The organism is Gelidibacter pelagius (assembly GCF_017581925.1).
Taxonomy (GTDB): Bacteria; Bacteroidota; Bacteroidia; order Flavobacteriales; family Flavobacteriaceae; genus Gelidibacter; species Gelidibacter pelagius.
Window position 1 is genome coordinate 75,103 of sequence record NZ_JAGEVG010000007.1, and the last position, 23,620, is coordinate 98,722.

Consider the following 23,620-nt stretch of genomic DNA (forward strand, 5'->3'; position numbering starts at 1 on the left):
ACTGAAACCTAATTCCCAATCCTAATAATATCCGCAAACAATCCCGAAGCAGTCACATCAGCACCAGCACCTGCACCTTTAATAATTAAAGGCTGTTCTGGATAACGTTGTGTGTAAAACATGACAATATTATCTTTCCCTTTCAGATTATAAAATGGATGATCTTTAGGAATTTCTTTTAAACCAACTTTAGCCTTTTCACCATCAAATTCCGCCACATATTTCAATTGACAATCGTTCTTTTTGGCAGTGGCGTATAATTTTTGGAAGTGATCTTCATCGGCTATTAAGGTCTTGTAAAAATCGTCAACAGAATCACTCTTTAAGTTACTTTCAGTCAAAAAGGAATCATTTTCGATATCTTCCAGATTCATTTTTGTACCGCTCTCACGTGCTAAAATCAAGATTTTACGGGCAACATCCACACCGCTCAAATCGATACGTGGATCAGGTTCTGTATAGCCTTCTTTTTGAGCTTGTTTTACAACATCGTGAAAGTTTGTGGTATCATCAAAATTATTGAACACAAAGTTCAGACTTCCCGAAAGAACTGCTTGAATAGAAGTTATTTTATCCCCTGAAGCAATGAGATGATTTAAGGTGTCAATAATTGGCAAGCCAGCACCAACATTGGTTTCAAACAGAAAGGGTGCATTGTACTTTACGGACAGTCTTTTGAGGTTGCTATAATTTTCAAAAGTACTTGAACAGGCAATCTTGTTGCAAGCCACCACAGCGATACTTTCCCTTAGGTAATCGGCATATACTTTAGAAACCTCTTCGTTGGCGGTTACATCGACGAAAATACTATTGCGTAAGTTTAAGCTTTTTATACGCTCTAAAAACCCATCCAGAGTCGCTTTTTCTCCAGTGGCCAATTGTTCTTTCCAAGATTTTAAGGAAAGTCCGGATTCATCGAAAATCATGGTTCTGGAATTGGATAGCCCAATGACTCTCATATTGATTTTCAAATGTTCTTTTACATACTTTTTCTGTTGTTGGATTTGTTCCACAAGACGTTCACCCACATTACCAACACCGGTGATATAGACGTTCAACTGTTTGGTCTGGTCTTCAAAAAAGCGCTCATGAATGGTATTTAATGCCTTTTTTACGTCTTTTTCAGCAATGACTGCAGAAATGTTCTTTTCTGAAGCACCCTGAGCAATAGCTCTTATATTGATATTATTTTTTCCCAATGCACTAAACATCCTGCCACTGATACCTTGGTGGTTTTTCATATTATCTCCCACCAAAGCCACAATCGATAAATCTTTTTCTACAATAATAGGATCAATTTTCAGCAATGAAATTTCATTTTCAAAGGTTAAATTAATGCTTTCTGCAGCAAGAGCTGCATCATTTTCATCAATTCCAAAACAGATGGAATGCTCAGAAGAGGCTTGTGTTATGAAAATAACATTGATTTTCTCCTGGGCCAAGGTTTCAAAAAGTCGCTTGGAAAACCCAGGAATGCCTATCATTCCATTGCCTTGCAAGGTCAATAGGGCAATATTGCTAATATTACTGATGCCTTTGGCTGCCTTAGAAAAACCATTGCTTTTATCACTGGTAATAACAGTGCCATGGGCGTCTGGTTCTGTTGTGTTTTTAATATGAATAGGGATATCTAAAACGAGAACCGGCTGGAGCGAGGGTGGGTAGAGCACTTTTGCACCAAAATGCGATAATTCCATGGCTTCCTGATAAGATAGCCGCTCAATAGGGTAGGCCTGTTTTACAAGTTTTGGATTTGCCGTGTACATCCCGTTCACGTCAGTCCAAATCTCCAATCGATTGACTTTTAAAGCAGCTGCAATAATAGCCGCGGTAAAGTCAGATCCGCCGCGTCCCAAAGTAGTAATTTCTCCAGAATTGGATTTTGCAATAAACCCAGGAAGGATCGTAATTTTTTGATTGGCATTCTTGAAATACTCACGAATATTCATGTTGGTAATCCCATAGTTGACTTCTGCTTTCGTGAATTTAGAGTTGGTGACTATCAGATCTTGGCTGTTTTTTCTAACGGCGTTTAAACCTTGGCTTTTCATGGTTTCCGCAACAATATAAGAGGAGAGGAGCTCGCCAAAACTCACGAGCTTATCGGAGGTTTTAGGCGAAAGTTCATTGATGAGATAAATGCCATCCAGCAGGCTCTTTAAACTTGCCAATTTGCTTTCAATATACTCTTTTACAGCTTCACTCTGACTGGGAATAAGTTCAGACAAAAGATTGATATGAATCTCTTTAATCGTCTTAAATTCAGATAAATAGCTTTCATTTTTATGTTGAGCAAACTCACCTGCCCTTAATAACCTATCTGTGATGCCACCCACAGCAGAAACCACGCAAATAACGGATTCCTTTTGTGAATAATTATTGAGAATAGCGATGACTTTTTTAATGTTTTCTGTGGAACCGACAGATGTTCCTCCAAATTTTAATACGTTCATAGTTGGTAATATGATGGATTAGAAGTAATAGATGTAAAATTATAATAAATGGGAAAATACAGGACGAGATAAAATATAACAATTAACCCCAAAGGGTAATCATGTTAAAAGGAATGTTGCCTTCGGAAGAGATAAAGGTCATGAAAACATTTTTTATGTGTTGTAAAGTTTGCATATCTTGTTCTATACCTGTCAAAAGTATTATTTTTACTGTTATAAAAAAATTTACAGCCCTTTTTTAGGGATAAAATATAAATAATTAAGCATATCATAAAAAAAGACTGCTAAAATGAAGATATTCTCAAAAGAACAAATCTATGAAGGCGATCAGCTAACGGCTAAAAAGCAAAACATAAGTTCTACCGAATTAATGGAACGTGCTGGCACGCAAATCTTCAACTGGATTCACCAACGAATGCAAGGTGCCCAAGTGCCCATTCATGTTTTCTGTGGGATTGGAAATAATGGCGGCGACGGATTGGTATTGGCGAGACAATTGATCAACTATGGTTACAATGTACATACCTATGTGGTAAATTGCAGCGATAAGCGTACTAAGGATTTTTTGGTCAACTATGACCGAATCAAACAAACCACAAAGAAATGGCCAATAATGCTCAATTGTAAAGCTGATTTTCCGCCTATTGGTCCGGATGATATTATTGTAGATGCCGTTTTTGGAATAGGTTTAAATAGACCTCCAAATGAATGGGTGAAAGGTTTGTTCCAACATTTTAGAGCTTCAAAGGCCTTTACATTAGCTATTGATCTACCTTCGGGATTGTATGCGGATAAAGTCCCTGAAGATGAAAATGGTGTCGTATGGGCAGATTACACCTTGAGTTTTCAATCTCCTAAACTGGTGTTCTTTCTTCCCGATACTTCAAAATACACCCGTCAATGGGAAGTCCTCGACATTGGAATTGATCTTGAATTTCTGCAACAAACAGAAACCGAAGTGGAGCTGATTGGCAAAAATGAAATGTTGCCAATTTATAAGCCAAGAGAAAAATTTTCGCACAAAGGCACTTATGGCCACGGATTGCTCATAGGCGGAAGTCATGGAAAAATAGGGGCGATGATACTTTCGGGAAGGGGTGCGTTGGCTTCTGGTGCAGGTTTGATCACTACTTTTATTCCTAAATGTGGTTATATCCCCATGCAATCGGTTGTTCCGGAAATCATGGTCATAACCGATGTTGATGAAGAGAAACTTACCGCAATCAAATTTGATATCGAACCAACTGCTATTGGTATAGGCATGGGTCTGGGATTGGATGATAAAACCCACATGGCGTTTCAAAAGTTTCTAAAATCCAATAGCGTTCCTTTAGTTATTGATGCGGACGGTATCAATCTGCTATCCAAACATAAGGTCGATTTAAAATTGTTGAAGCCTCAAACCGTATTCACACCGCACCCTAAAGAGCTTGAACGTTTATTGGGCAAATGGAAAAACGATTTTGATAAATTAAAAAAGGCTAAGACCTTCTCAAAGAAATACAAATGTATTCTTGTTATTAAAGGTGCCCATACCATTACAGTGTTTGAAGACAAATTGTACGTCAACTCAACTGGTAATCCGGGCTTGGCCACGGGAGGCACTGGAGATGTTTTGACAGGGATAATTACTGGGCTTATTGGACAAGGTTATGAATCTTTAACGGCCAGTTTGTTCGCGGTGTACTTGCATGGAAAATCGGCAGATATCGCTGTAGAAGACTATGGTTATCAGAGTTTAACCGCAAGTCATATCATTGATTATTTAGGACAGGCCTATCTTGATTTGTTTGCAAAACCTCCTGTTCAGCCTCAGCAAGAAAATGGAGAGGAAAACCCATAAAACAAAAAAACCGCACTTTAATACTGAATTTAAGTGCGGTTTTAATAAGAAGTATTTTTTCAGCTTAGATATTTAAGCTATCAAATAATTCTATAAGTTTTTTGCTTGAAGGTCTTGGGGCGTTAGCATCGACAACATTCCCATTTGGATCAATTAAGATAAAACGCGGAATTCCATTAATTTTATAGTCTTTAACAAAATCTGATTGCCAGTTTTTATCAGAAAATAACTGTAAGCCTATCAAGTTCTCTTCTTCAACCATAGTTTTCCATTTCGACTTTGCTACCTCTAAATCACCACCACCACTTCTCATGGCATCATCAATAGAAATACTCACAAATTGAATGTTTTTATCGGCATATTTAGCGTCCAATTCCTTTAATGATGGAATTTCTGCTATACAAGGTCCGCACCAGGTAGCCCAAACATCTACATAAACATATTTACCTTTTAAATCTGCCAAAGAAGTTGTTCCGCCTTTGAAATTCTCATAGTTTTCAAAAGTTGGAGAAGGAGATCCTGCTGGAAATTGTTCTCTTATGGCAATGGATTCAGCAAAGAAATTCTGATACATATTCAGCATTGGCTCTAAGTTTGCTTTGGCCATACTGGTGAGCGTACTGTCTACACTTTTATCATGATTGTAAAATGTAGTTAATTCTTTTCTAATGTTCTCAATTTCTTTCTTAAGACCTTCAGAACTCAAACTACTTAGTTTATCCTGATCCAATAATTTCTTCTCCAGCTGCATTTGCTGCGTCAAATAATTATTGTGTTCAGATCCAGGTCCAGAAAACTCAACTGTTTCCTCTAAATTCTCCATGTCAGCGGTCATCTTGATATCAAATCCGTTTTTCAAGAAAATTGGTGCAGCGATATTTCCGTTAAAAAAACCGAAAACTTCAGGCTGACCGATTTTAATTGTGTCTGAAAACGTCCCATCTGGAGACAATAAAATGGTTTTGTTCATCATTCTGCTTCTCAATAAAAGAGAATCACTAATCTTGTTGGAGATTTTCCCAGAAAAAGTAACATAATCTTTAGGTTCTTCCTTACATGACACAATAGTTAATACACATAAGAAAATAAGTAGTTTCTTCATTTTTGTAATTTAATTTTTATAATTTTTCAAAAGTAATAGTTTGTGAACACATTGTATGAATTTTTATTAATTATTAACATTTGTTGCATAATGAAAAGGTTATGCTGATTTTTGAAGATTGAAACACTACGCATGATATTAACACATTCCATATCTTCAAAAACTTTAGAATTAACAACTATAAGCGACATCCTCTTTTATGATAAAAAGTTAGAACTTTCAGAAGAGGCTATCTCAAAAATTGACAGTTGTAGAAACTACTTGGATGAGAGGATGCTTGGTCAGGATGAGCCTATTTATGGTATCAATACCGGTTTTGGTTCCTTGTACAATGTAAAAATATCCAAGGATAGGTTAACCCAACTGCAAGAAAACTTGGTGATGTCCCATGCTTGTGGCATTGGTGATCAAGTGCCAAATCCTATTGTTAAATTGATGCTATTGCTGAAAATTCAGTCGCTGAGCTACGGCCATAGCGGCATTCAATTAGATACGGTATTGCGTTTGATAGATTTTTACAATCACGATGTTCTGCCGGTCATTTATACGCTAGGCTCGTTAGGGGCATCTGGAGATTTAGCGCCATTGGCACATTTAGCATTGCCTTTAATCGGAAAGGGAGAAGTGTTTTACAAAGGACAGATAAAGTCAACGCAAGAGGTTATGGACGATTTCAACTGGAAGCCAATTACGCTTTTATCTAAAGAAGGATTGGCTCTTTTGAACGGCACTCAATTTATGAGTGCTTATGGGGTGCACTTGTTGTTGAAATCGTATAAACTATCCTATTTGGCAGATTTTATTGGAAGTATTTCCTTAGACGCATTCGATGGAAGAATTGAGCCGTTTAATGAATTAGTACATTTGGTAAGGCCGCATAATGGTCAATTAAAAACGGCAAAACGCATTCGAGAGTTTTTGGAAGACAGCCAACTTATTTCACAACAGAAACAACATGTTCAAGATCCCTATTCTTTTAGATGTATCCCGCAAGTCCATGGTGCTACAAAAGATACTTTGGAGTTTGTGCATAAAACCATAAAAACCGAAATCAATTCTGTGACTGACAACCCAAATATATTCATTGAAGAGAATGAAATCATTTCAGGAGGCAATTTTCATGGGCAACCATTGGCTTTGGCTTTGGACTATTTAAAGATTGCGATGGCTGAATTGGGAAATATATCTGAGCGACGTACTTATCAATTGATTTCCGGTCAAAGAGGTCTTCCAACATTTTTGGTAGATAATCCTGGGCTTAATTCGGGGTTTATGATTCCGCAATATACCGCCGCAAGCATTGTAAGTGCGAATAAACAGTTGGCAACCCCAGCGAGTGTTGATTCCATCGTTTCTTCTAACGGACAAGAAGATCATGTGAGTATGGGAGCAAATTCAGCAACTCAAGCGCATACTTTAATATATAATGTAGAGCGTATTTTGGCCATTGAGTTATTAAACGCAGCTCAGGCCATAGCCTTTAGAAAACCAAAAATATCATCGCCTTTAATCGAGTCTTTCTTAAAGAGTTATCATGATGAAATCAAATTTGTAACTCAGGATGAAATTTTTCATGACCTTATGAAAAAATCTGTTCAGTTTATCGATGATTTCAATATTGATAATGATTTGCTTTTCGATTGATAGAAATCAAGAACATCGGGGTCCGTCCGGCGACCGCACGGGCGGGTATACCCACGAGGTATGAATAAGGAATTGTCTTTTAGATAGATGCAAGCCTCGAAGTATTAAGACCCACTAGTGGGAATGAACTAAGTGACTATTTGTTTAAAATGGAATCCTTCCAGGAAATAGCTTTATTGAGGTCGTCGAATATTTCCAGCGGTTTGTTGAGAAATAATTTTTCAACTTCGGCGTTAGATTTTGCTTTATAATCTTTTGAAACCACAGCAAAGCCTTTAAGATTTTTAATCTTTGACGTTTCAAAATAAGTGGCTGGATCCACAGCATAGGAATTTATTCGATGTGATATATAAACAAATTTCGTGTTGCGAAAATATGTTTCCACCACATTGTTAAGCTCTATGTTGTGTTTAGGAGAAATAGTTATGCCTTCGTTAATAATTACAATAACGTAGTCATCATAAATTTGCATCTCACAGAAATCAAACTTTAATAAATCTGTCATATTTAAAGATACTCAATAAACTAATTTAAATCAAAAAAGCATCCGTTAAATTACAGATGCTTTTAATTTTATATAATGAAATAATTAAGACTCTGTCTGTGTCTCTGGCTTTTCAATCTTAATGACCAGTTCATTTGACTTCTTATCCAAATCCATAGTAATGGTGTCTCCTTCATTAATTTTTGCAGATATAATTTCCTCGGCCAATGTGTCCTCAACATATTTTTGAATCGCACGTTTTAACGGTCGAGCACCATATTGTTGATCAAATCCTTTTTCAGCAATATAATCTTTTGCGTCAGAAGTAAGAATAAGTTCATAACCTAAATCTTTAATGCGGATAATCAATTTCTCAAGCTCAATATCAATAATTTTATTGATATGTTCTTTCTCTAAGGTATTGAATACCATAACATCATCAATACGGTTTAAAAACTCCGGTGCGAAGGCTTTCTTAAGTGCATTTTCGATAATACTTCTCGTATTGTCACTTGCCTGGGCGGTTTTTGCAGCCGTTCCAAAACCAACACCTTGTCCAAAATCCTTAAGTTTACGGGCTCCAATATTAGAGGTCATAATGATAATGGTGTTTCTAAAATCAATCTTTCTTCCGAGGCTGTCCGTAAGATATCCATCATCCAGAACTTGCAAAAGCATATTAAATACATCTGGATGTGCTTTTTCAATTTCGTCCAATAAAACTACGGCATAGGGCTTGCGTCTGATTTTCTCGGTCAGTTGTCCGCCTTCTTCGTAACCAACATATCCTGGAGGTGCACCAACAAGTCTTGAAATGGCGAATTTTTCCATATACTCACTCATATCAATTCTTACAAGTGCATCTTCACTATCAAAAAGTTCTCTCGCCAAAACTTTGGCCAACTGTGTTTTACCAACACCTGTTTGACCCAAAAATATAAATGAGCCAATAGGTTTGTCAGGGTCTTTTAGTCCAGCTCGGTTACGCTGAATCGCTTTAACTACCTTTGCGACTGCTTCGTCCTGTCCAATAACTTTTCCTTTAATCAGTTCTGGTAATTTAGCGAGTTTGTTGCTTTCGGTTTGAGCGATTCTATTGACGGGAATTCCTGTCATCATCGAAACCACGTCGGCAACATTGTCTTCCGTTACAGTTTCTTTGTGCAATTTGGTTTCTTCTTCCCATTTTTCTTGAGCTATGGCCAGTTCTTTCTCCAATCGTTTTTCGTCATCCCGCAATTTAGCAGCTTCTTCATATTTTTGCTTTTTGACGACAGTATTTTTAGTTTCCTTAACCGCTTCCAATTGCTTTTCAAGTTCTAAGACCTGCTTCGGCACATTGATGTTGGTAATATGGACTCTTGAACCTGCTTCATCCAAGGCATCAATAGCTTTGTCTGGCAAGAAGCGTTCGGTCATATATCTATTGGTCAATTTTACACAAGCTTCAATGGCTTCTTGTGTATATCGAACGTTATGATGTTCCTCATACTTGTCTTTGATGTTTTCCAAAATCTGAATTGTTTCCTCAACGGTTGTTGGTTCAACAATCACTTTTTGGAAGCGACGTTCTAAGGCACCATCTTTCTCAATATATTGTCTGTATTCATCGAGAGTAGTAGCGCCAATACATTGAATTTCACCTCTTGCCAAAGCGGGTTTGAACATATTGGATGCGTCCAAACTGCCTGTAGCGCCTCCTGCGCCAACAATCGTATGGATTTCATCAATAAAAAGAATAATATCATCATTCTTTTCCAATTCGTTCATAACGGCCTTCATACGCTCTTCAAACTGGCCTCTGTATTTAGTTCCAGCAACTAAGCTCGCCAAATCCAAGGTAACCACTCGTTTATTGAAAAGTATTCTGGATACTTTACGCTTGATAATCCGAAGTGCCAAACCTTCAGCAATGGCTGATTTACCAACTCCAGGTTCGCCAATTAGAAGTGGATTATTCTTTTTACGTCGGCTCAATATTTGAGACACGCGCTGTATTTCTTTTTCTCTTCCAACTACGGGGTCGAGTTTGCCTTCTTCTGCCAAAACTGTCAAATCACGGCCAAAATTGTCTAAAACAGGTGTTTTTGATTTTTTGGCGCCCTTTGCAGCCGATTGGCTGAACGGGTTGTGTTTCGTCTCATCCTCGTCATTTATATCATCATCAGAAAATGACTCCGCCTTTGGAGATTCTGTGTAGTCATCATTGTTAGTTATCATAGATTTGAATTGTTCTTTAACGTTATCATAATCCACTTTAAGCTTATTTAAAAGCTTTGTTGTTGGATCATTTTCATTTCTTAAGATGCACAATAATAAATGTGCCGTATTAATAGAGGTGCTTTGAAATAACTTTGCTTCTAAGAAAGTAGTTTTAAGCGCACGCTCCGCCTGCCTTGTCAAATGCAAGTTTTTCTTTTCATTTGACATGGTTGCATTGCTTGGGTTTGCCGGGCTTAATATTTCGACTTTGCGTCGTAAGTGGTTCAAGTCGATTTCTAGCGCGCTCAAAATATCAATAGCCTTGCCATTGCCATCTCTTAGCAACCCTAGCATTAAATGTTCTGTTCCTATAAAATCATGTCCTAACCGTAAAGCTTCTTCTTTGCTGTAGGCTATAACATCTTTGACTCTTGGGGAAAAATTATCATCCATAGTAAAATCCTTTCTGCATAAAATTAATGAAAACATCTTGAATAGGGCAAAAACTATACCTTAAATGTTTTCATATGGGCTAAGTGACGAAAAAAACTTCACAATTTCAAAACATTTAACGAGATACTTATCAAATGAAAAGCCCTATATATTGTTAATAAAATATACCAAAAAACCCTCAATAAAGTGGCGTTAAAACTCGTAAAATGGTTATCTTAGCACGATTTGAAAATCTACAAAAAATCTAATTAACTTATATATGACAGAAGGAGAAAAAGTGATTCCTATCAACATTGAAGATGAAATGAAATCGGCTTACATTGATTATTCAATGTCGGTCATTGTGTCACGTGCGTTACCGGATGTTAGAGATGGTCTTAAACCTGTGCACAGACGTGTGCTTTTTGGCATGCATGAGCTCGGTATTAGATCTAACACCGCGCATAAAAAATCAGCAAGAATTGTTGGGGAAGTTTTGGGTAAGTACCATCCACACGGTGATACATCAGTTTACGACACCATGGTGCGTATGGCCCAAGAATGGAGTTTGCGTTACATGTTAGTGGATGGCCAAGGGAATTTTGGTTCCGTTGATGGCGATAGTCCAGCGGCAATGCGTTACACAGAAGCGCGGATGCGGAAGATATCTGAAGACATGTTGGCAGATATTGATAAAGAAACAGTAGATCATAAACTGAATTTTGACGATACTTTACAAGAGCCAACTGTTTTGCCAACTCGTATCCCGGGACTTTTAGTCAATGGTGCTTCTGGTATTGCGGTAGGGATGGCTACAAATATGCCGCCACATAATATTAGTGAAGTGGTTGATGGTATCATTGCTTATATTGATAATCATGATATTGATATTGATGAACTGATCACACATATCAAAGCTCCAGACTTTCCAACTGGAGGAACAATTTACGGTTATGATGGCGTTATAGAGGCGTTTAAAACAGGCCGTGGACGAATTGTTATGAGAGCGAAAGCTAATATTGAAGAGGTACAGGGCAGAGAATCGATCGTGGTCACTGAAATCCCTTACCAAGTCAATAAGGCAGACATGATCAAGAAAACTGCAGATTTGGTCAATGAAAAGAAAATTGACGGTATCTCCATGATTCGTGATGAATCTGACAGAAATGGGATGCGTATCGTGTATGTTTTAAAGCGTGACGCCATTCCAAATATTGTACTAAATACCTTATATAAATACACGGCATTGCAGTCGTCGTTCAGTGTGAACAATATTGCACTCGTTAATGGTCGCCCACAATTGTTGAATTTAAAGGAGATGATTCTTCACTTTGTTGAACATAGACATGAGGTTGTGGTAAGAAGAACCACTTATGAACTTCGTAAAGCTGAAGAACGCGCTCATATTTTAGAAGGATTAATCATCGCTTCCGACAATATTGACGAAGTTATTGCTTTAATCCGTGCATCATCCAACGCTGACGAAGCTCGCGAGAAATTGATTGAACGTTTTGAACTTTCAGAAATTCAAGCGAAAGCCATTGTTGAGATGCGTTTGCGTCAGTTGACTGGTCTGGAGCAAGATAAACTACGTTCGGAATATGAAGAACTGATGAAAACCATTGAAGATTTGAAGGATATTCTTGACAAGAAAGAACGTCGTATGCAAATCATCAAAGACGAATTGATTGTAGTTAAAGAAAAGTATGGCGATGAGCGTCGTTCTGTAATTGAATATGCAGGTGGCGATTTGAGTATTGAAGATATGATTCCTGATGAGCAAGTGGTCATCACTATTTCCCATGCGGGCTATATCAAACGTACGTCGCTGACAGAATATAAAACCCAGCATAGAGGAGGAGTTGGCCAAAAGGCGTCCACAACGCGTAATGAAGATTTCTTAGAGCATTTATTTGTGGGTACCAATCATCAATACATGTTATTCTTCACTCAAAAAGGAAAATGTTTCTGGATGCGAGTCTATGAAATACCTGAAGGCAGTAAAACATCAAAGGGTAGAGCAATCCAAAACCTTATCAATATTGAACAGGACGATAAGGTGAAAGCGTTCATTTGTACACAAGATCTTAAAAACGAAGACTATATTAACAGCCACTATGTCATTATGGCAACCAAGAATGGCCAGGTTAAGAAAACGTCATTAGAGCAATATTCCCGTCCAAGAACTAATGGTATCAATGCCATTACTATTAAGGACGATGATATTTTATTGGAAGCAAAACTAACAACTGGCAATAGTCAGATTATGTTAGCTTTAAAATCAGGTAAGGCGATTCGTTTCGAAGAAGCTAAAACTCGACCAATGGGAAGAAACGCTTCTGGAGTGCGCGGGATTAGTTTAGCACACGCCAAAGACGAAGTAATAGGGATGATCACCATTGAGAATCCGATGGAAGAATCTGTTTTGGTAGTTTCCGAAAACGGCTATGGTAAACGTACTTATATTGACGATCCTGAAGATGGAGAGGCCATTTATAGAATAACCAACAGGGGAGGGAAAGGTGTAAAAACTATTTCCATTACTGAAAAAACAGGTAATTTGGTCGCCATAAAATCGGTTAGCGATGACGATGACTTAATGATTATTAACAAATCTGGTATTGCCATTCGTATGGCAGTTAATGATCTGCGTGTTATGGGAAGAGCTACTCAAGGTGTTAAATTGATTAATTTAAAAGGAAGTGATTCTATTGCAGCAGTCGCAAAAGTGATGAAGGAAGAAGAAGATCTACTATTAGAAGAAGGATCAGATGAGACCATTGAAAATGAGGCCGATGAAGAAAACGGCACAACTCTTGATAATTTAGACGACGAAAACAATAATTAACACTTAAAATTAAAATAACTAAAAATGAAAAAACAAATCATCATCGCTTTGGCACTTTTAGTAGGTTCTTTTTCTTTTGCACAAAAAAGCGAAATTAGAGATGCTGAAAGAGCTATAAAGAAAAGTAATTTTGCAGAAGCTAAATCTGCTATAAACGCTGCAGAATCCTTAATTGGAAATGCAGACGATAAAATGAAGGCTCAGTTCTACTTCGTAAAAGGACAGGCTTTTTATGCCAACGGAACAGGAACTGACACTGATATGGACGTTGCCATTGAAAGCCTGAACAAGGTAGAAGAAGTAGAAGGTAAAAACGGAAAGTATTCGAAAGAGGTTCAGGAAATAAAACAAGGTATGATTAATTCTTTCTTGACCAAAGCTAACGCTGCTTTAGAGAAAAAGAATTTTTCGGCATCGTCTAGCGGCTTTGAAAAAGCTTATAAAATGTCAAAATCAGACACTTTATACCTTTATTATGCAGCTGCGACAGCAGTAAATGGTGAAGACTATGAAACAGCATTAAAGCATTACGAAGAGCTTAAAAACTTGGGCTATGTGGGTGTTGAAACTGATTATGTGGCTATCAACAAGGAAACAAACGAAGAAGAAGCGTTTCCATCTAAAGCTATGATGGATATTTCTGTGAAAGCTGGCACACATACCGCGCCAACCACTAAGAAATCAGAATCAAAACAGGCTGAAATTGTTAGAAATGTGGCTTTGATTTATATGAATCAGGGAAACGACGAGAAGGCACTTGAAGCAATGAAAGACGCTCGGGCAGCAAATCCTGATGACGCAAGTTTAATTATTTCAGAAGCCAATATGCAATTGAAAATGGGCAATAGAGATAAGTTTAAGAGCCTTATTCAAGAAGCGTTGGTTAAAGATCCCAACAATCCAGAATTGTTATTCAATTTAGGAATTGTTGCAGCAGAAGGTGGAGAAACTGAAGCTGCCAAAGGATATTACGAAAAAGCCTTAAAAATCAAGCCAGATTATACAGACGTACATAATAATATGGCAGTATTGATTTTAAGTCAAGAGCAAGACATTATTGAGAAAATGAATGCCCTTGGGAGTTCTGCTGCGGATAACAAAAAGTATGATGAGCTTAAAGCTGAAAGATCTAAACTGTATGAAGAGGCAATTCCTTACTTGGAAACGACGCTTAAGTTAAGACCTACAGATTTGCAAACAGCAAAAACATTAGTAAATATTTACAGTGCTTTAGGTGATACCGCTAAGCAAAAAGAAATGAAAGCTAAAGTTGAAGCTTTAGAAAGTGGTCAAAACTAATATTGACTATTAAAATAAAAAAAATGCTATCTCATTGAGGTAGCATTTTTTTTATATAATTTTTTTAATGACCCGAAGTTTGTGGGTATGCATTTTCACATCGGTATTGTAAATTCCCGAATGATCCAATCTGTCAATACGTACTTTCCCGTGGGCATGAATGATATAATTATCCGGCATAATGATGCCAACATGTACAATTTGTCCTTCGTTATTATCGAAAAAAGCCAAATCTCCTGCTTCACTTTCCTCTATAAAACTTAAGGCTTCACCTTGCTTTGCTTGTTGTTCTACTGCTCTGTACAGGTTATAACCATTGAGTTTATAAACCATTTGTGTCAAACCTGAAGCATCGATACCAAAAGGTGTTTTTCCTCCATACAAATATGGGGAGTTGCGATACAGGAAAGCGGTCTCTATTAACTTTGATTTCGGTTGAGTGCCTTCAACACAATTTCCATCAAAAAAGTGCTCAAGGACATTTAGGGCGGTCAACGAAGATCCCACCGGAATTGTTAGTAATTGATTGTTGGTGTCTTGGACGAATTCTATTAAATCACCAGAAAATTTTTGTGGACATTCTGCCAATATACTATATTCAGATTCTGGGAGTTCGAGATATTGGTTGTTGTCGATCCATCCTTCATATTGATCATAATCCAAACGGATTTTACTCCATTTTTTTCGACGTTCAGTCACCTTAAAAATTTCACCATATAATACTTGTGACACAAGTTCAGTAGTATCAGAAGGTTCTATTCTTAAAGGGACGATGCTTAAATTGGCAATTCCGTAGGTCATAGAGGTGAAATGGTCTATTGACTATTTTTATTGATTATTGGGGTATCATTACCCAATAATGTTAAACGAAAAAATGTTGTAATTGAAAAATAATCCATCAATAAATACTGAGAATAGAATCTATAAAATACTTTTTTTATGAGCGTTCGATGACAATCGCCGAAGCGCCACCGCCACCATTACAAATGGCTGCTGCTCCAATTTTAGCATTGTTTTGTTCTAATACGTTCAACAGTGTAATGATAATCCGAACACCCGAACAACCTAATGGATGCCCTAAAGATACAGCACCTCCATTGACGTTGACATCGCTATCATTGAGACCTAAAAGTTTCATATTGGCCAAACCAACTATTGAAAAAGCTTCGTTAAACTCAAAATAATCGACGTCATTTATTGAAATCCCAGCCTTATCAAGTGCTTTTGGCAAAGCTTTGGCGGGAGCAGTAGTAAACCACTTAGGTTCTTGTGCCGCATCAGCATAACTTCTTATGATAGCTAAAGGCTTTAGTCCGAGTTCATCGGCCTTTTCCTTGCTCATCAAAACTACTGCTCCAGCACCATCATTAATAGTTGAAGCATTTGCAGCTGTAACAGTGCCATCTTTTGTAAAAGCAGGTCTTAATGACGGAATTTTGTCCATCTTAACATTTGTATATTCTTCATCTTTTGAAACTACAATAGCATCGCCACGACGCTGAGGAACTTCTACAGGAACAACTTCATTATCAAATTTACCTGCATCCCAAGCCGCAGCGGATCGATTATAAGATTGAATGGCAAATGCATCCTGATCTTCTCTGCTGAATTTATATTCAGTGGCACAAGCATCAGCACAAACGCCCATGGCATTTTCGTCATAGGCATCTACCAAGCCATCCTTTTGCATCCCATCAATTAAGGTGGCGGGTCCGAATTTAGTACCATTTCTTGCGTGTAAATAATGAGGGATCAAGCTCATGTTTTCCATCCCACCAGCAACAATGATATCAGCATCACCTAACGCAATGGCTTGAGCGGCTTGCATCACTGCTTTCATTCCAGAAGCACATACTTTATTGACTGTTGTGCATGGTACGGTATCAGGAATTCCAGCATAAATAGCCGCTTGGCGTGCAGGTGCCTGTCCTGTTCCGGCTTGTACAACATTGCCCATAATCACTTCCTGTACTAATTCAGGATTGAGGTTAATTTTATCCATGGCACCTTTTATGGCGATAGCTCCTAATCTTGGTGCAGGAACTGTAGATAAAGCACCTAAAAAACTACCTATCGGAGTTCTTGCTGCGGATACAATGACGACTTCTTTACTCATTTTTAATGGGTTTTGATTTGAATGATGCAAAATTAAACATTTTTAAATTGATTTTGGAATGAAACCTGACGTTAAACCTACAAATCCCTTAATATTTTATTACTTTTGAAAGACAATTGATGCAACTTTGATGAAAAACATTATAAACAAGTGGTATAAGAATCATTCACTTATTTACAAAATCCTTCTTTTTATAGGGACTACTTTTTTAATTGTTTATCTCTTCCCGAAAAGCGGCAAATTCAAATACAATTTTGATAAAAATAAACCATGGCAATCTGAAAACCTTTATGCTCCGTTTGATTTCGCCATTCAAAAGTCGCCAGAGGAATTACAAAAAGAAAAATCGGCCATAGTAAAAGAAAGTGCCGTGTATTTTGATCTCATAGAAGAGGTTAAAGATTTTGTGTTTGAAGATTACAATAAGAAGTTTAACGCCACTTTTCATGATTCATTGGGTAGGAAAAAGACAGAACTTTTTAGGGTAGGCAGATCGGTCTTGAATGAGATTTATAAAAATGGTGTATTAGAAGAAGATTACAATTATCCAAATGACAAGAACGTCATCCTGTTGGATGGTCAAAACCAAATAGCCTCTACAACCTATTCTGAACTTTCTAAAATAGATGCCTTTAGGTCATTGTTGGAAAAACAATTGGAAGATAGGGGCAACTCAAAATTCACTGCGGTTTTTGTCTCCATGTTTTTTGATTTGATTGAACCCAATCTCAAGGTCAATAAGTCCATTACACAAAATGCATTGAATGAAGAATTGGATAAAATTTCTTCAACGCGCGGTAATGTTGAGAGGGAGACTTTAATCATCTCCAAGGGAGAATTAGTTGAAGGCCATAAATATGACATCTTAAAATCTTTGGAGTCAGAGTACGAGTCCCAGGTTTGGAGTTCTTCAAATTATACTTGGGTGGTAATTTCCTATTCCATACTAGTGGCCTTAACCTTATTGATGCTGCTGCTGTTTTTAAGAAAATATAGGATAGAAGTCTTTTTGGACAATACAAAAGTGACGTTCATATTTTTCAATATTCTATTAATGGTCTTGTTGACAACGCTCATTGTCAATTACAATTCCAAATATGTTTATGTGGTACCACTTTGTGTTCTTCCATTGGTTTTAAAAGCATTTTTTGACGCGAGGTTAGGATTGTTCGCACATGTTTTGACTGTGCTTCTGTTGGGCTTTATCGTGCCAAATAGCTATGAGTATATGTTTTTACAGATCACCGCCGGTATTGTGACCATACTGACAGTTTCTGAATTGTACAAACGCGCCAATTTGTTTATTTCGGTGGGGCAGATCACGCTCATTTATATCATTACCTATTTTGCTTTCTTCGTTATTCATGAAGGTAGCATAGCCACCTTGAATTTTGAAGCTTTCGGGATGTTCATTTTATGCGGATTGGCCACCCTTTTTGTACAGCCACTTATTTACATCTATGAAAAGTTGTTTGGATTAGTGTCGGATGTATCGCTATTGGAACTGTCAGACACCAACACGAAATTGTTGAAAGAATTGTCAAATAAGGCGCCTGGAACGTTTCACCATAGTTTAAATGTGGCCAATTTAGCGGAGGCATCAGCCAATGAAATTGGTGCGAATGCCATGTTGGTTAGGGTAGGAGCACTTTATCATGATATTGGGAAAATGAAAAATCCGACCTATTTTACCGAGAATCAATCCACAGGAATTAATCCTCATGATGAATTGTCTCCACAGGAAAGTACAAACATAATTTTTGCACATGTCTTGGATGGTATTGAAATAGCAAAAAAGAACAATTTACCGGATCGCGTTATTGATTTTATCCGGACCCATCATGGCACTAGTGTGGTATATTATTTTTATATGAAGGAGAAAGAATTGGATATCGCCACAGATATTGCCGATTTCAGGTATCCTGGCCCAAAGCCTTTTAGTAAGGAAACCGCAATTTTAATGATGTGTGATAGCGTAGAAGCAGCGTCTAAAAGTTTAAAAGACCCGTCATCCACAAAAATCAATCACTTTGTAGAAAACATTATCAATAAACAAATGGAGGACGGGCAGTTTTTAAATGCCGATATTACCTTTAAAGAGATCGAATCCATTAAAAAAATATTGAAAAATAAATTAGCTAACATCTTCCATCTCAGGATAGAATATCCAGAATAAAAAAATCATTTTAAAAAGTCTTAAAAATAGTTGTTTTCTTTGGAATGAAGGGCTACATTTGCATCCGCATTTAGAAGATGTTCTTTAACAAAATAGGAGAGGTGCCAGAGTGGTAATGGAGCAGATTGCTAATCTGTCGACGGGTAACTGTCGCCAGGGTTCGAGTCCCTGTCTCTCCGCAATTTTTAGATAACCAATTCGGGGTGTAGCGTAGCCCGGTTATCGCGCCGCGTTTGGGACGCGGAGGTCGCAGGTTCGAATCCTGCCACCCCGACATAATGGAGGTCGTCACGCCTTAAAGCGTGATCAATCCAAATATTAAAAGCCTAACAAATCTAAGATTTGTTAGGCTTTTTCCATTCGGGACGTTGCCACCCTAATAAAATATTTTTAATTGATGTATATAATTGACCTCTGATTTTTATGATATAAGATATTATCATTTAAAAACAACTGAAATATTTACAATCAGGGCGTCATAATTCTATGACCTAGTGAAATAAGCCGAAGTCTGGTTTGGTGAAGTGTATGGGGGTATTAGGATAATTGTTTATTGACAATCATACATGTTGAATATCGAAGTGAAGATTTCAATCATTAAAATATAGGACTTGTTTTCCTTGTTTCGAATAAATCTTTCAGATCAAAAAATAGAAATCAACGTCTGAAATTAAAGTTTTAAACGATATTAATGAATCCACCGGGATGATCTTTAAAAGTATTCCTTTAATCTATTCATAACGCCTTTTGGTCTTATTCTGAACTCCTCTTCCAATTCCTCCATGGTTTTATCTACATCATTGATTTTATTAAACATTTTGGCTCTGATAAGGTATATTGAGGGAACAATCACTGCCATTACTGGAACCATATAGATTAATTCAAATTCATCAAATCCTCGATCACTGATAAATAAACTTATAATTTGGTAAAGATACATGGTAATAGGTACCAATAAAGCGTGGTACCACCAATGTCTATTGGTGAAAAACCATAAAATAAGAAGTGCGCAAGGGACGGCTTTCCCAGTAAATATCCACATGGATAAATTGGCATTACCCCATAATTTACTGTCGTATGTAAATAAAAAAGTGTTCCAAACTTGATCAGCTGGAACACTTTCATACAAATAGAACAATATAGGAGTGATCGCTATAAAAGTACCAATTACAGTACCAGTTATAATATCTTTCCTATTGTACTTTTTATCCGTTTGGTGGGACTTTAAAGTTATGTCTTTTGATTTCAGTTGTTGTTTGTCCATCTAAATTGATAAGATTTGAAGCTTGTGCAGTGAACAACGCACCACCGAAAATTGCCAAGGCAATCATGTACTTTTTTGTTTTCATAATTCAAGGGATTTAATTAATTAATTCTTTCAAATGTACCATCAACACCGTACAAATGGTGTTAATTAAATGTTAAAACTAATCGCTTAAACCGCTTGAACGTTACGGTTTTCCCGTACTTTTCAAAATTGACGCGGTGTGTGGTTGCTGAAATTTTTTAATTTTTTTCCTGCTTTTTTGCTTTTTGTTTGGTTAAGTTAGTATTGCTGCTCAATTTGAGAGCTCTTGAGCCATCTAAATTCAATTTTATTTCAATTTTATTGAACATTTCAGGAAGAAAACTCCCTAATTTTTCGGGCCATTCAATGAAAATCCACTGGTCATTAAATAAATAATCTTCTATACCAAAATTCAGAGCTTCCTCTTCATCCTTTATTCTGTACAAATCAAAATGATAGATGAGTCCGTCATTAATTTCATACTCATTTAAAATTGAAAATGTAGGGCTACTGACGTTCGTCGTACTTCCCAATTGTTTTGACAATGCTTTTATTAAAGTCGTTTTGCCTACGCCCATATCGCCATAAAATAATAACGTCTTGGATGTGACCTGTTTTAATAGGGCACTTGCAACTGACTCAATATCTTCAATAGAATATTGGAACTTCATGATATTGGCACTGATGAAATTGGTTTAGGTAGCAATATTAAACATAAAAAACGAAAAAAACTAATAAATACTGTATTTCGTCGGGTTTTTTGGTATTACGTAGATTTATTTTGGATTCATAACCACAAATGGAATGATCATTTCTTCTAACGAAACGCCGCCATGTTGATAAGTGTTCCTGAAGTAACCTACATAGTGGTTGTAGTTATTTGGGTAGGCCAAAAAGAGATCTCCTTTAGCAAAAATAAAAGAACTACTCATCGTTATGGAGGGTAGGTGGACAGTTTTTGGATCTTTGACCACAAACACATCTTTAGCTTCATAAGATAAACTACGCCCTGTTTTATAGCGCAAATTCAAACTAGTGTCCCTATCGCCAATGACTTTTGACGGATTGTTGACATTAATGGTGCCATGATCAGTGGTTAAAATCAATTTAAAGCCCATTTGCTGCGCTTTTTGTATCATTTCCAATAATGGCGAGTTCTTGAACCAGCTCACGGTAAGAGAGCGGTATGCTTTGTCATTCGATGCCAATTCCTTGACGACGTCCATTTCCGTTTTGGAGTGGGAAAGCATGTCAACAAAATTATAGACAATAACCGATAAATCGTTGCTTTTTAGGGTTTTGAAATTTTCAACCAATTTTTTACCGGATTGCAGATTGGTTATTTTATGATATTCGGTTTTTAAGTTCTGAAGTCCCAAACGCTTTAATTGTGCTTCTAAAAATTCAGCTTCAAAAAGGTTTTTCCCACCATCATCTACGTCGTTTTTCCAATATTTTGGATGGCGCTTTTCCATCTCGCTTGGCATCAAGCCTGAAAAAATGGCATTACGTGCATATTGTGTGGCCGTTGGTAGAATACTGTAAAAAGAGCTTTCTGAGGTTTTTTTATAATAATTGCTGACAATCGGCTCAAAAGCTTTCCATTGATCATATCGTAAATTGTCAATGACTATTAGCAAGGTCGGTTGTTTGGCACTTAGTTCCGGAACTATTTTGTTTTTGAATAATGTATGTGACATGACGGGTGCATCGGCATTATGGTCAAACCAATCCGTATAATTTTTTTCAATAAATTTTCCAAACTGCGCATTAGCTTCGGTTTTTTGGGATTCTAAAATTTCGGTCATGCCCACATCTTCAATATCTTCAAGCTGTAGTTCCCAGTAAATTAATTTCTGATATAAATCTGACCATTCTTCATAGCTATTGACCATCGTCATGTCCATGGCAATTTTCCTGAATTCCTGCTGGTAATTGGAGGTCGTTTTTTCTGATACCAATCTGGAATGGTCTAAATTCTTTTTTAAGCTCAATAGAATTTGATTGGGATTCACCGGTTTTATAAGATAATCCGCAATTTTATTACCAATGGCTTCTTCCATAATATATTCCTCCTCGCTTTTGGTAATCATAACCACAGGAAGATTGGCACGACGTTCCTTAATCTCATTCAACGTTTCCAAACCCGTTAATCCTGGCATGTTTTCATCTAAAAAAACAATGTCAAAGTTGGTGTCATCTATAATTTCCAGAGCTTCTGTGCCACTGTTACAGGTGGTGACCTTGTAGTTCTTTTTTTCTAAAAACAGGATGTGGGGTTTAAGTAAATCAATTTCGTCGTCAACCCAAAGAATATTTATATGGTTCATGTATATTTGTTTATAATTAATGATTAAACACTCAAGTTTGGATAAAGTAAACAAACTCAAAATATTTAACGACCCAATTTACGGTTTTATTACCATACCCAATTCGTTAATCTTCGATTTGATAGCCCATAAATATTTTCAAAGGCTACGTCGGATTTCTCAAATGGGCATGTCTTATTTGGTATATCCTGGAGCTCACCATACAAGATTCCATCATGCTATGGGGTGCATGCATTTAATGCAAAAAGCTATCAATGTACTTCGTTTTAAGGGGGTTGACATTTCTGAAGCGGAAGAAAATGGGCTATTGATTGCCATTCTCCTGCATGATATCGGACATGGCCCGTTTAGTCACGCTATGGAACATAGTATTGTTACGGGAATATCCCATGAGGCCATTTCGCTTCTATTTATGGAACATTTGAATGTGGAATTTAACGGAAGTTTAACGCTCGCCATTCAAATGTTTAAAGGCGAGTATCATCGGAACTTCATGTGCCAGCTCATTTCGAGCCAGTTGGATATGGATAGGGCCGATTATTTAAAGCGTGATAGTTTTTACACCGGAGTCGCAGAAGGAAACATCAATGCCGAGCGTTTGATAACCATGCTCAATGTGGTGGATGACGAATTGGTGGTGGAAGAAAAGGGTATTTACAGTGTTGAAAAGTTTCTCGTTGCAAGACGATTGATGTACTGGCAAGTTTATTTACATAAAACAAGTGTGGTAGCCGAGCAACTATTGATGCGCGTCTTAAAACGTGCCAAGGAGCTCACCCAAAGTGGGATAGATTTAAAAGCAAGTAGGGCATTGTCCTATTTTCTGAACAATGAAATCAACAATTCGAACTTCACAACAGACACCTTGGATGTTTTTGCCCAGTTGGATGATTATGATATTGTATCAGGCATGAAAGAATGGCAATACCATGATGATTTTGTATTAAAAAATCTGTGCGACATGATCATCAATAGAGATTTGCTCAAAGTGAAATTGAAAAATAAGAAACGTAAGTTGGACAGTGTGAAAGTGCATAAAGAAAATCTAATGCAGCGTTATAATATAAGTGAAGAGGAAGCTGATTATTTTGTCTTTACAGGTGAAATTTCAAATCAGGCCTATCAGCTAAAAACGCAGAGTATAAATATTTTACACAAATCGGGGAAGATCCAAGATATCGTAAAGGCATCCGATCAATTGAATTTAAAAGCGCTTTCAAAGCCTGTAACAAAATATTATATCTGTTATCCGAAGGCATAGGTATTGGGTATTAGGGATTAGGGTGATAAAGTTTAATTAATGATTAACGATTGTAGAATGTTGATTTTTGAAGAACTGTCAATACTAATCAGCTATGTTCATTTTAGAATAACGAATAACGCTCAAGCTCAATCAGGAAAAT

At 37.0% G+C, this 23,620-nt stretch carries 16 protein-coding genes and 2 tRNA genes; 8 read left to right on the forward strand and 10 right to left on the reverse strand.

Features of this window, described 5'->3' with window-relative positions:
* Window positions 1–8 precede the first annotated feature (8 nt).
* Complete coding sequence (thrA, locus tag J4051_RS07380; RefSeq protein WP_208233230.1) at window positions 9–2,453, reverse strand: bifunctional aspartate kinase/homoserine dehydrogenase I; 2,445 nt, start codon at window positions 2,451–2,453, stop codon at window positions 9–11.
* Window positions 2,454–2,742: 289 nt separating this feature from the next.
* Between thrA and J4051_RS07385 the strand changes: the two genes are divergently transcribed.
* Window positions 2,743–4,296 carry an NAD(P)H-hydrate dehydratase gene (locus J4051_RS07385; protein ID WP_208233231.1) on the forward strand — a complete coding sequence of 518 codons (1,554 nt, stop codon included), beginning with the start codon at window positions 2,743–2,745 and terminating at the stop codon, window positions 4,294–4,296.
* Between the two features lie 64 nt (window positions 4,297–4,360).
* Here J4051_RS07385 and J4051_RS07390 read toward each other — a convergent pair whose 3' ends face one another.
* On the reverse strand, window positions 4,361–5,398 hold the full coding sequence (locus J4051_RS07390; RefSeq protein ID WP_208233232.1) for a TlpA family protein disulfide reductase: 1,038 nt from the start codon (window positions 5,396–5,398) through the stop codon (window positions 4,361–4,363).
* A 132-nt stretch (window positions 5,399–5,530) separates the two neighbouring features.
* Between J4051_RS07390 and hutH the strand changes: the two genes are divergently transcribed.
* Window positions 5,531–7,042: a histidine ammonia-lyase gene (hutH, locus tag J4051_RS07395; protein ID WP_208233233.1), complete on the forward strand. Its 1,512-nt coding sequence runs from the start codon at window positions 5,531–5,533 to the stop codon at window positions 7,040–7,042.
* Window positions 7,043–7,178: 136 nt separating this feature from the next.
* Here the strand turns inward: hutH and J4051_RS07400 are convergent, their stop codons facing one another.
* Both J4051_RS07400 and J4051_RS07405 read right to left on the reverse strand, forming a co-directional pair.
* Window positions 7,179–7,547 carry a hypothetical protein gene (locus tag J4051_RS07400; RefSeq protein ID WP_208233234.1) on the reverse strand — a complete coding sequence of 123 codons (369 nt, stop codon included), beginning with the start codon at window positions 7,545–7,547 and terminating at the stop codon, window positions 7,179–7,181.
* A gap of 84 nt (window positions 7,548–7,631) precedes the next feature.
* Window positions 7,632–10,181 (reverse strand): ATP-dependent Clp protease ATP-binding subunit, encoded by a 2,550-nt coding sequence (locus J4051_RS07405; protein ID WP_208233235.1) that lies wholly within the window; start codon window positions 10,179–10,181, stop codon window positions 7,632–7,634.
* Between the two features lie 259 nt (window positions 10,182–10,440).
* Here J4051_RS07405 and gyrA point away from each other — a divergent pair, with 259 nt between their 5' ends.
* Complete coding sequence (gyrA, locus tag J4051_RS07410; protein WP_208233236.1) at window positions 10,441–13,008, forward strand: DNA gyrase subunit A; 2,568 nt, start codon at window positions 10,441–10,443, stop codon at window positions 13,006–13,008.
* Between the two features lie 24 nt (window positions 13,009–13,032).
* The gene (locus tag J4051_RS07415; RefSeq protein ID WP_208233237.1) at window positions 13,033–14,307 is read left to right on the forward strand and encodes a tetratricopeptide repeat protein; all 1,275 of its coding nucleotides are present in this window, start codon (window positions 13,033–13,035) and stop codon (window positions 14,305–14,307) included.
* Window positions 14,308–14,358: 51 nt separating this feature from the next.
* On the opposite strand, the gene J4051_RS07420 is transcribed toward J4051_RS07415, so the two are convergent.
* On the reverse strand, window positions 14,359–15,108 hold the full coding sequence (locus J4051_RS07420; protein WP_208233238.1) for a C40 family peptidase: 750 nt from the start codon (window positions 15,106–15,108) through the stop codon (window positions 14,359–14,361).
* 136 nt (window positions 15,109–15,244) lie between these two features.
* The gene (locus J4051_RS07425) at window positions 15,245–16,423 is read right to left on the reverse strand and encodes an acetyl-CoA C-acyltransferase (RefSeq protein ID WP_208233239.1); all 1,179 of its coding nucleotides are present in this window, start codon (window positions 16,421–16,423) and stop codon (window positions 15,245–15,247) included.
* 130 nt (window positions 16,424–16,553) lie between these two features.
* Between J4051_RS07425 and J4051_RS07430 the strand changes: the two genes are divergently transcribed.
* The 3 genes from J4051_RS07430 (at window position 16,554) to J4051_RS07440 (ending at window position 18,873) form a co-directional block, all read left to right on the forward strand.
* On the forward strand, window positions 16,554–18,599 hold the full coding sequence (locus tag J4051_RS07430; protein WP_208233240.1) for an HD family phosphohydrolase: 2,046 nt from the start codon (window positions 16,554–16,556) through the stop codon (window positions 18,597–18,599).
* A gap of 95 nt (window positions 18,600–18,694) precedes the next feature.
* Window positions 18,695–18,778, forward strand: a tRNA-Ser gene (locus J4051_RS07435).
* Between the two features lie 20 nt (window positions 18,779–18,798).
* Window positions 18,799–18,873: transfer RNA gene (locus J4051_RS07440), tRNA-Pro, on the forward strand.
* 438 nt (window positions 18,874–19,311) lie between these two features.
* Here J4051_RS07440 and J4051_RS07445 read toward each other — a convergent pair.
* The 4 genes from J4051_RS07445 to porX form a co-directional block, all read right to left on the reverse strand.
* Window positions 19,312–19,863, reverse strand: a complete 552-nt coding sequence (locus tag J4051_RS07445; RefSeq protein WP_236027303.1) for a hypothetical protein — start codon at window positions 19,861–19,863, stop codon at window positions 19,312–19,314.
* Entirely contained in the window at window positions 19,805–19,948 is a 144-nt protein-coding gene (locus J4051_RS07450; RefSeq protein ID WP_208233241.1) for a hypothetical protein, read from the reverse strand. The genes J4051_RS07445 and J4051_RS07450 overlap by 59 nt, the downstream gene beginning before the upstream one ends.
* A gap of 157 nt (window positions 19,949–20,105) precedes the next feature.
* The gene (tsaE, locus tag J4051_RS07455) at window positions 20,106–20,558 is read right to left on the reverse strand and encodes a tRNA (adenosine(37)-N6)-threonylcarbamoyltransferase complex ATPase subunit type 1 TsaE (RefSeq protein ID WP_208233242.1); all 453 of its coding nucleotides are present in this window, start codon (window positions 20,556–20,558) and stop codon (window positions 20,106–20,108) included.
* Between the two features lie 105 nt (window positions 20,559–20,663).
* Complete coding sequence (porX, locus tag J4051_RS07460) at window positions 20,664–22,217, reverse strand: T9SS response regulator signal transducer PorX (protein ID WP_208233243.1); 1,554 nt, start codon at window positions 22,215–22,217, stop codon at window positions 20,664–20,666.
* A gap of 37 nt (window positions 22,218–22,254) precedes the next feature.
* Here porX and J4051_RS07465 point away from each other — a divergent pair, with 37 nt between their 5' ends.
* Complete coding sequence (locus tag J4051_RS07465) at window positions 22,255–23,478, forward strand: HD domain-containing protein (protein WP_208233324.1); 1,224 nt, start codon at window positions 22,255–22,257, stop codon at window positions 23,476–23,478.
* Window positions 23,479–23,620: the final 142 nt, after the last annotated feature.

Excerpts from the sequence above, each read along its gene's own strand:
- thrA (WP_208233230.1), bottom strand. The coding sequence starts at position 2,453 with ATGAACGTATTAAAATTTGGAGGAACATCTGTCGGTTCCACAGAAAAC.
- J4051_RS07385 (WP_208233231.1), top strand. The coding sequence starts at position 2,743 with ATGAAGATATTCTCAAAAGAACAAATCTATGAAGGCGATCAGCTAACG.
- J4051_RS07390 (WP_208233232.1), bottom strand. The coding sequence starts at position 5,398 with ATGAAGAAACTACTTATTTTCTTATGTGTATTAACTATTGTGTCATGT.
- hutH (WP_208233233.1), top strand. The coding sequence starts at position 5,531 with ATGATATTAACACATTCCATATCTTCAAAAACTTTAGAATTAACAACT.
- J4051_RS07400 (WP_208233234.1), bottom strand. The coding sequence starts at position 7,547 with ATGACAGATTTATTAAAGTTTGATTTCTGTGAGATGCAAATTTATGAT.
- J4051_RS07405 (WP_208233235.1), bottom strand. The coding sequence starts at position 10,181 with ATGGATGATAATTTTTCCCCAAGAGTCAAAGATGTTATAGCCTACAGC.
- gyrA (WP_208233236.1), top strand. The coding sequence starts at position 10,441 with ATGACAGAAGGAGAAAAAGTGATTCCTATCAACATTGAAGATGAAATG.
- J4051_RS07415 (WP_208233237.1), top strand. The coding sequence starts at position 13,033 with ATGAAAAAACAAATCATCATCGCTTTGGCACTTTTAGTAGGTTCTTTT.
- J4051_RS07420 (WP_208233238.1), bottom strand. The coding sequence starts at position 15,108 with ATGACCTACGGAATTGCCAATTTAAGCATCGTCCCTTTAAGAATAGAA.
- J4051_RS07425 (WP_208233239.1), bottom strand. The coding sequence starts at position 16,423 with ATGAGTAAAGAAGTCGTCATTGTATCCGCAGCAAGAACTCCGATAGGT.
- J4051_RS07430 (WP_208233240.1), top strand. The coding sequence starts at position 16,554 with ATGAAAAACATTATAAACAAGTGGTATAAGAATCATTCACTTATTTAC.
- J4051_RS07445 (WP_236027303.1), bottom strand. The coding sequence starts at position 19,863 with ATGGACAAACAACAACTGAAATCAAAAGACATAACTTTAAAGTCCCAC.
- J4051_RS07450 (WP_208233241.1), bottom strand. The coding sequence starts at position 19,948 with ATGAAAACAAAAAAGTACATGATTGCCTTGGCAATTTTCGGTGGTGCG.
- tsaE (WP_208233242.1), bottom strand. The coding sequence starts at position 20,558 with ATGAAGTTCCAATATTCTATTGAAGATATTGAGTCAGTTGCAAGTGCC.
- porX (WP_208233243.1), bottom strand. The coding sequence starts at position 22,217 with ATGAACCATATAAATATTCTTTGGGTTGACGACGAAATTGATTTACTT.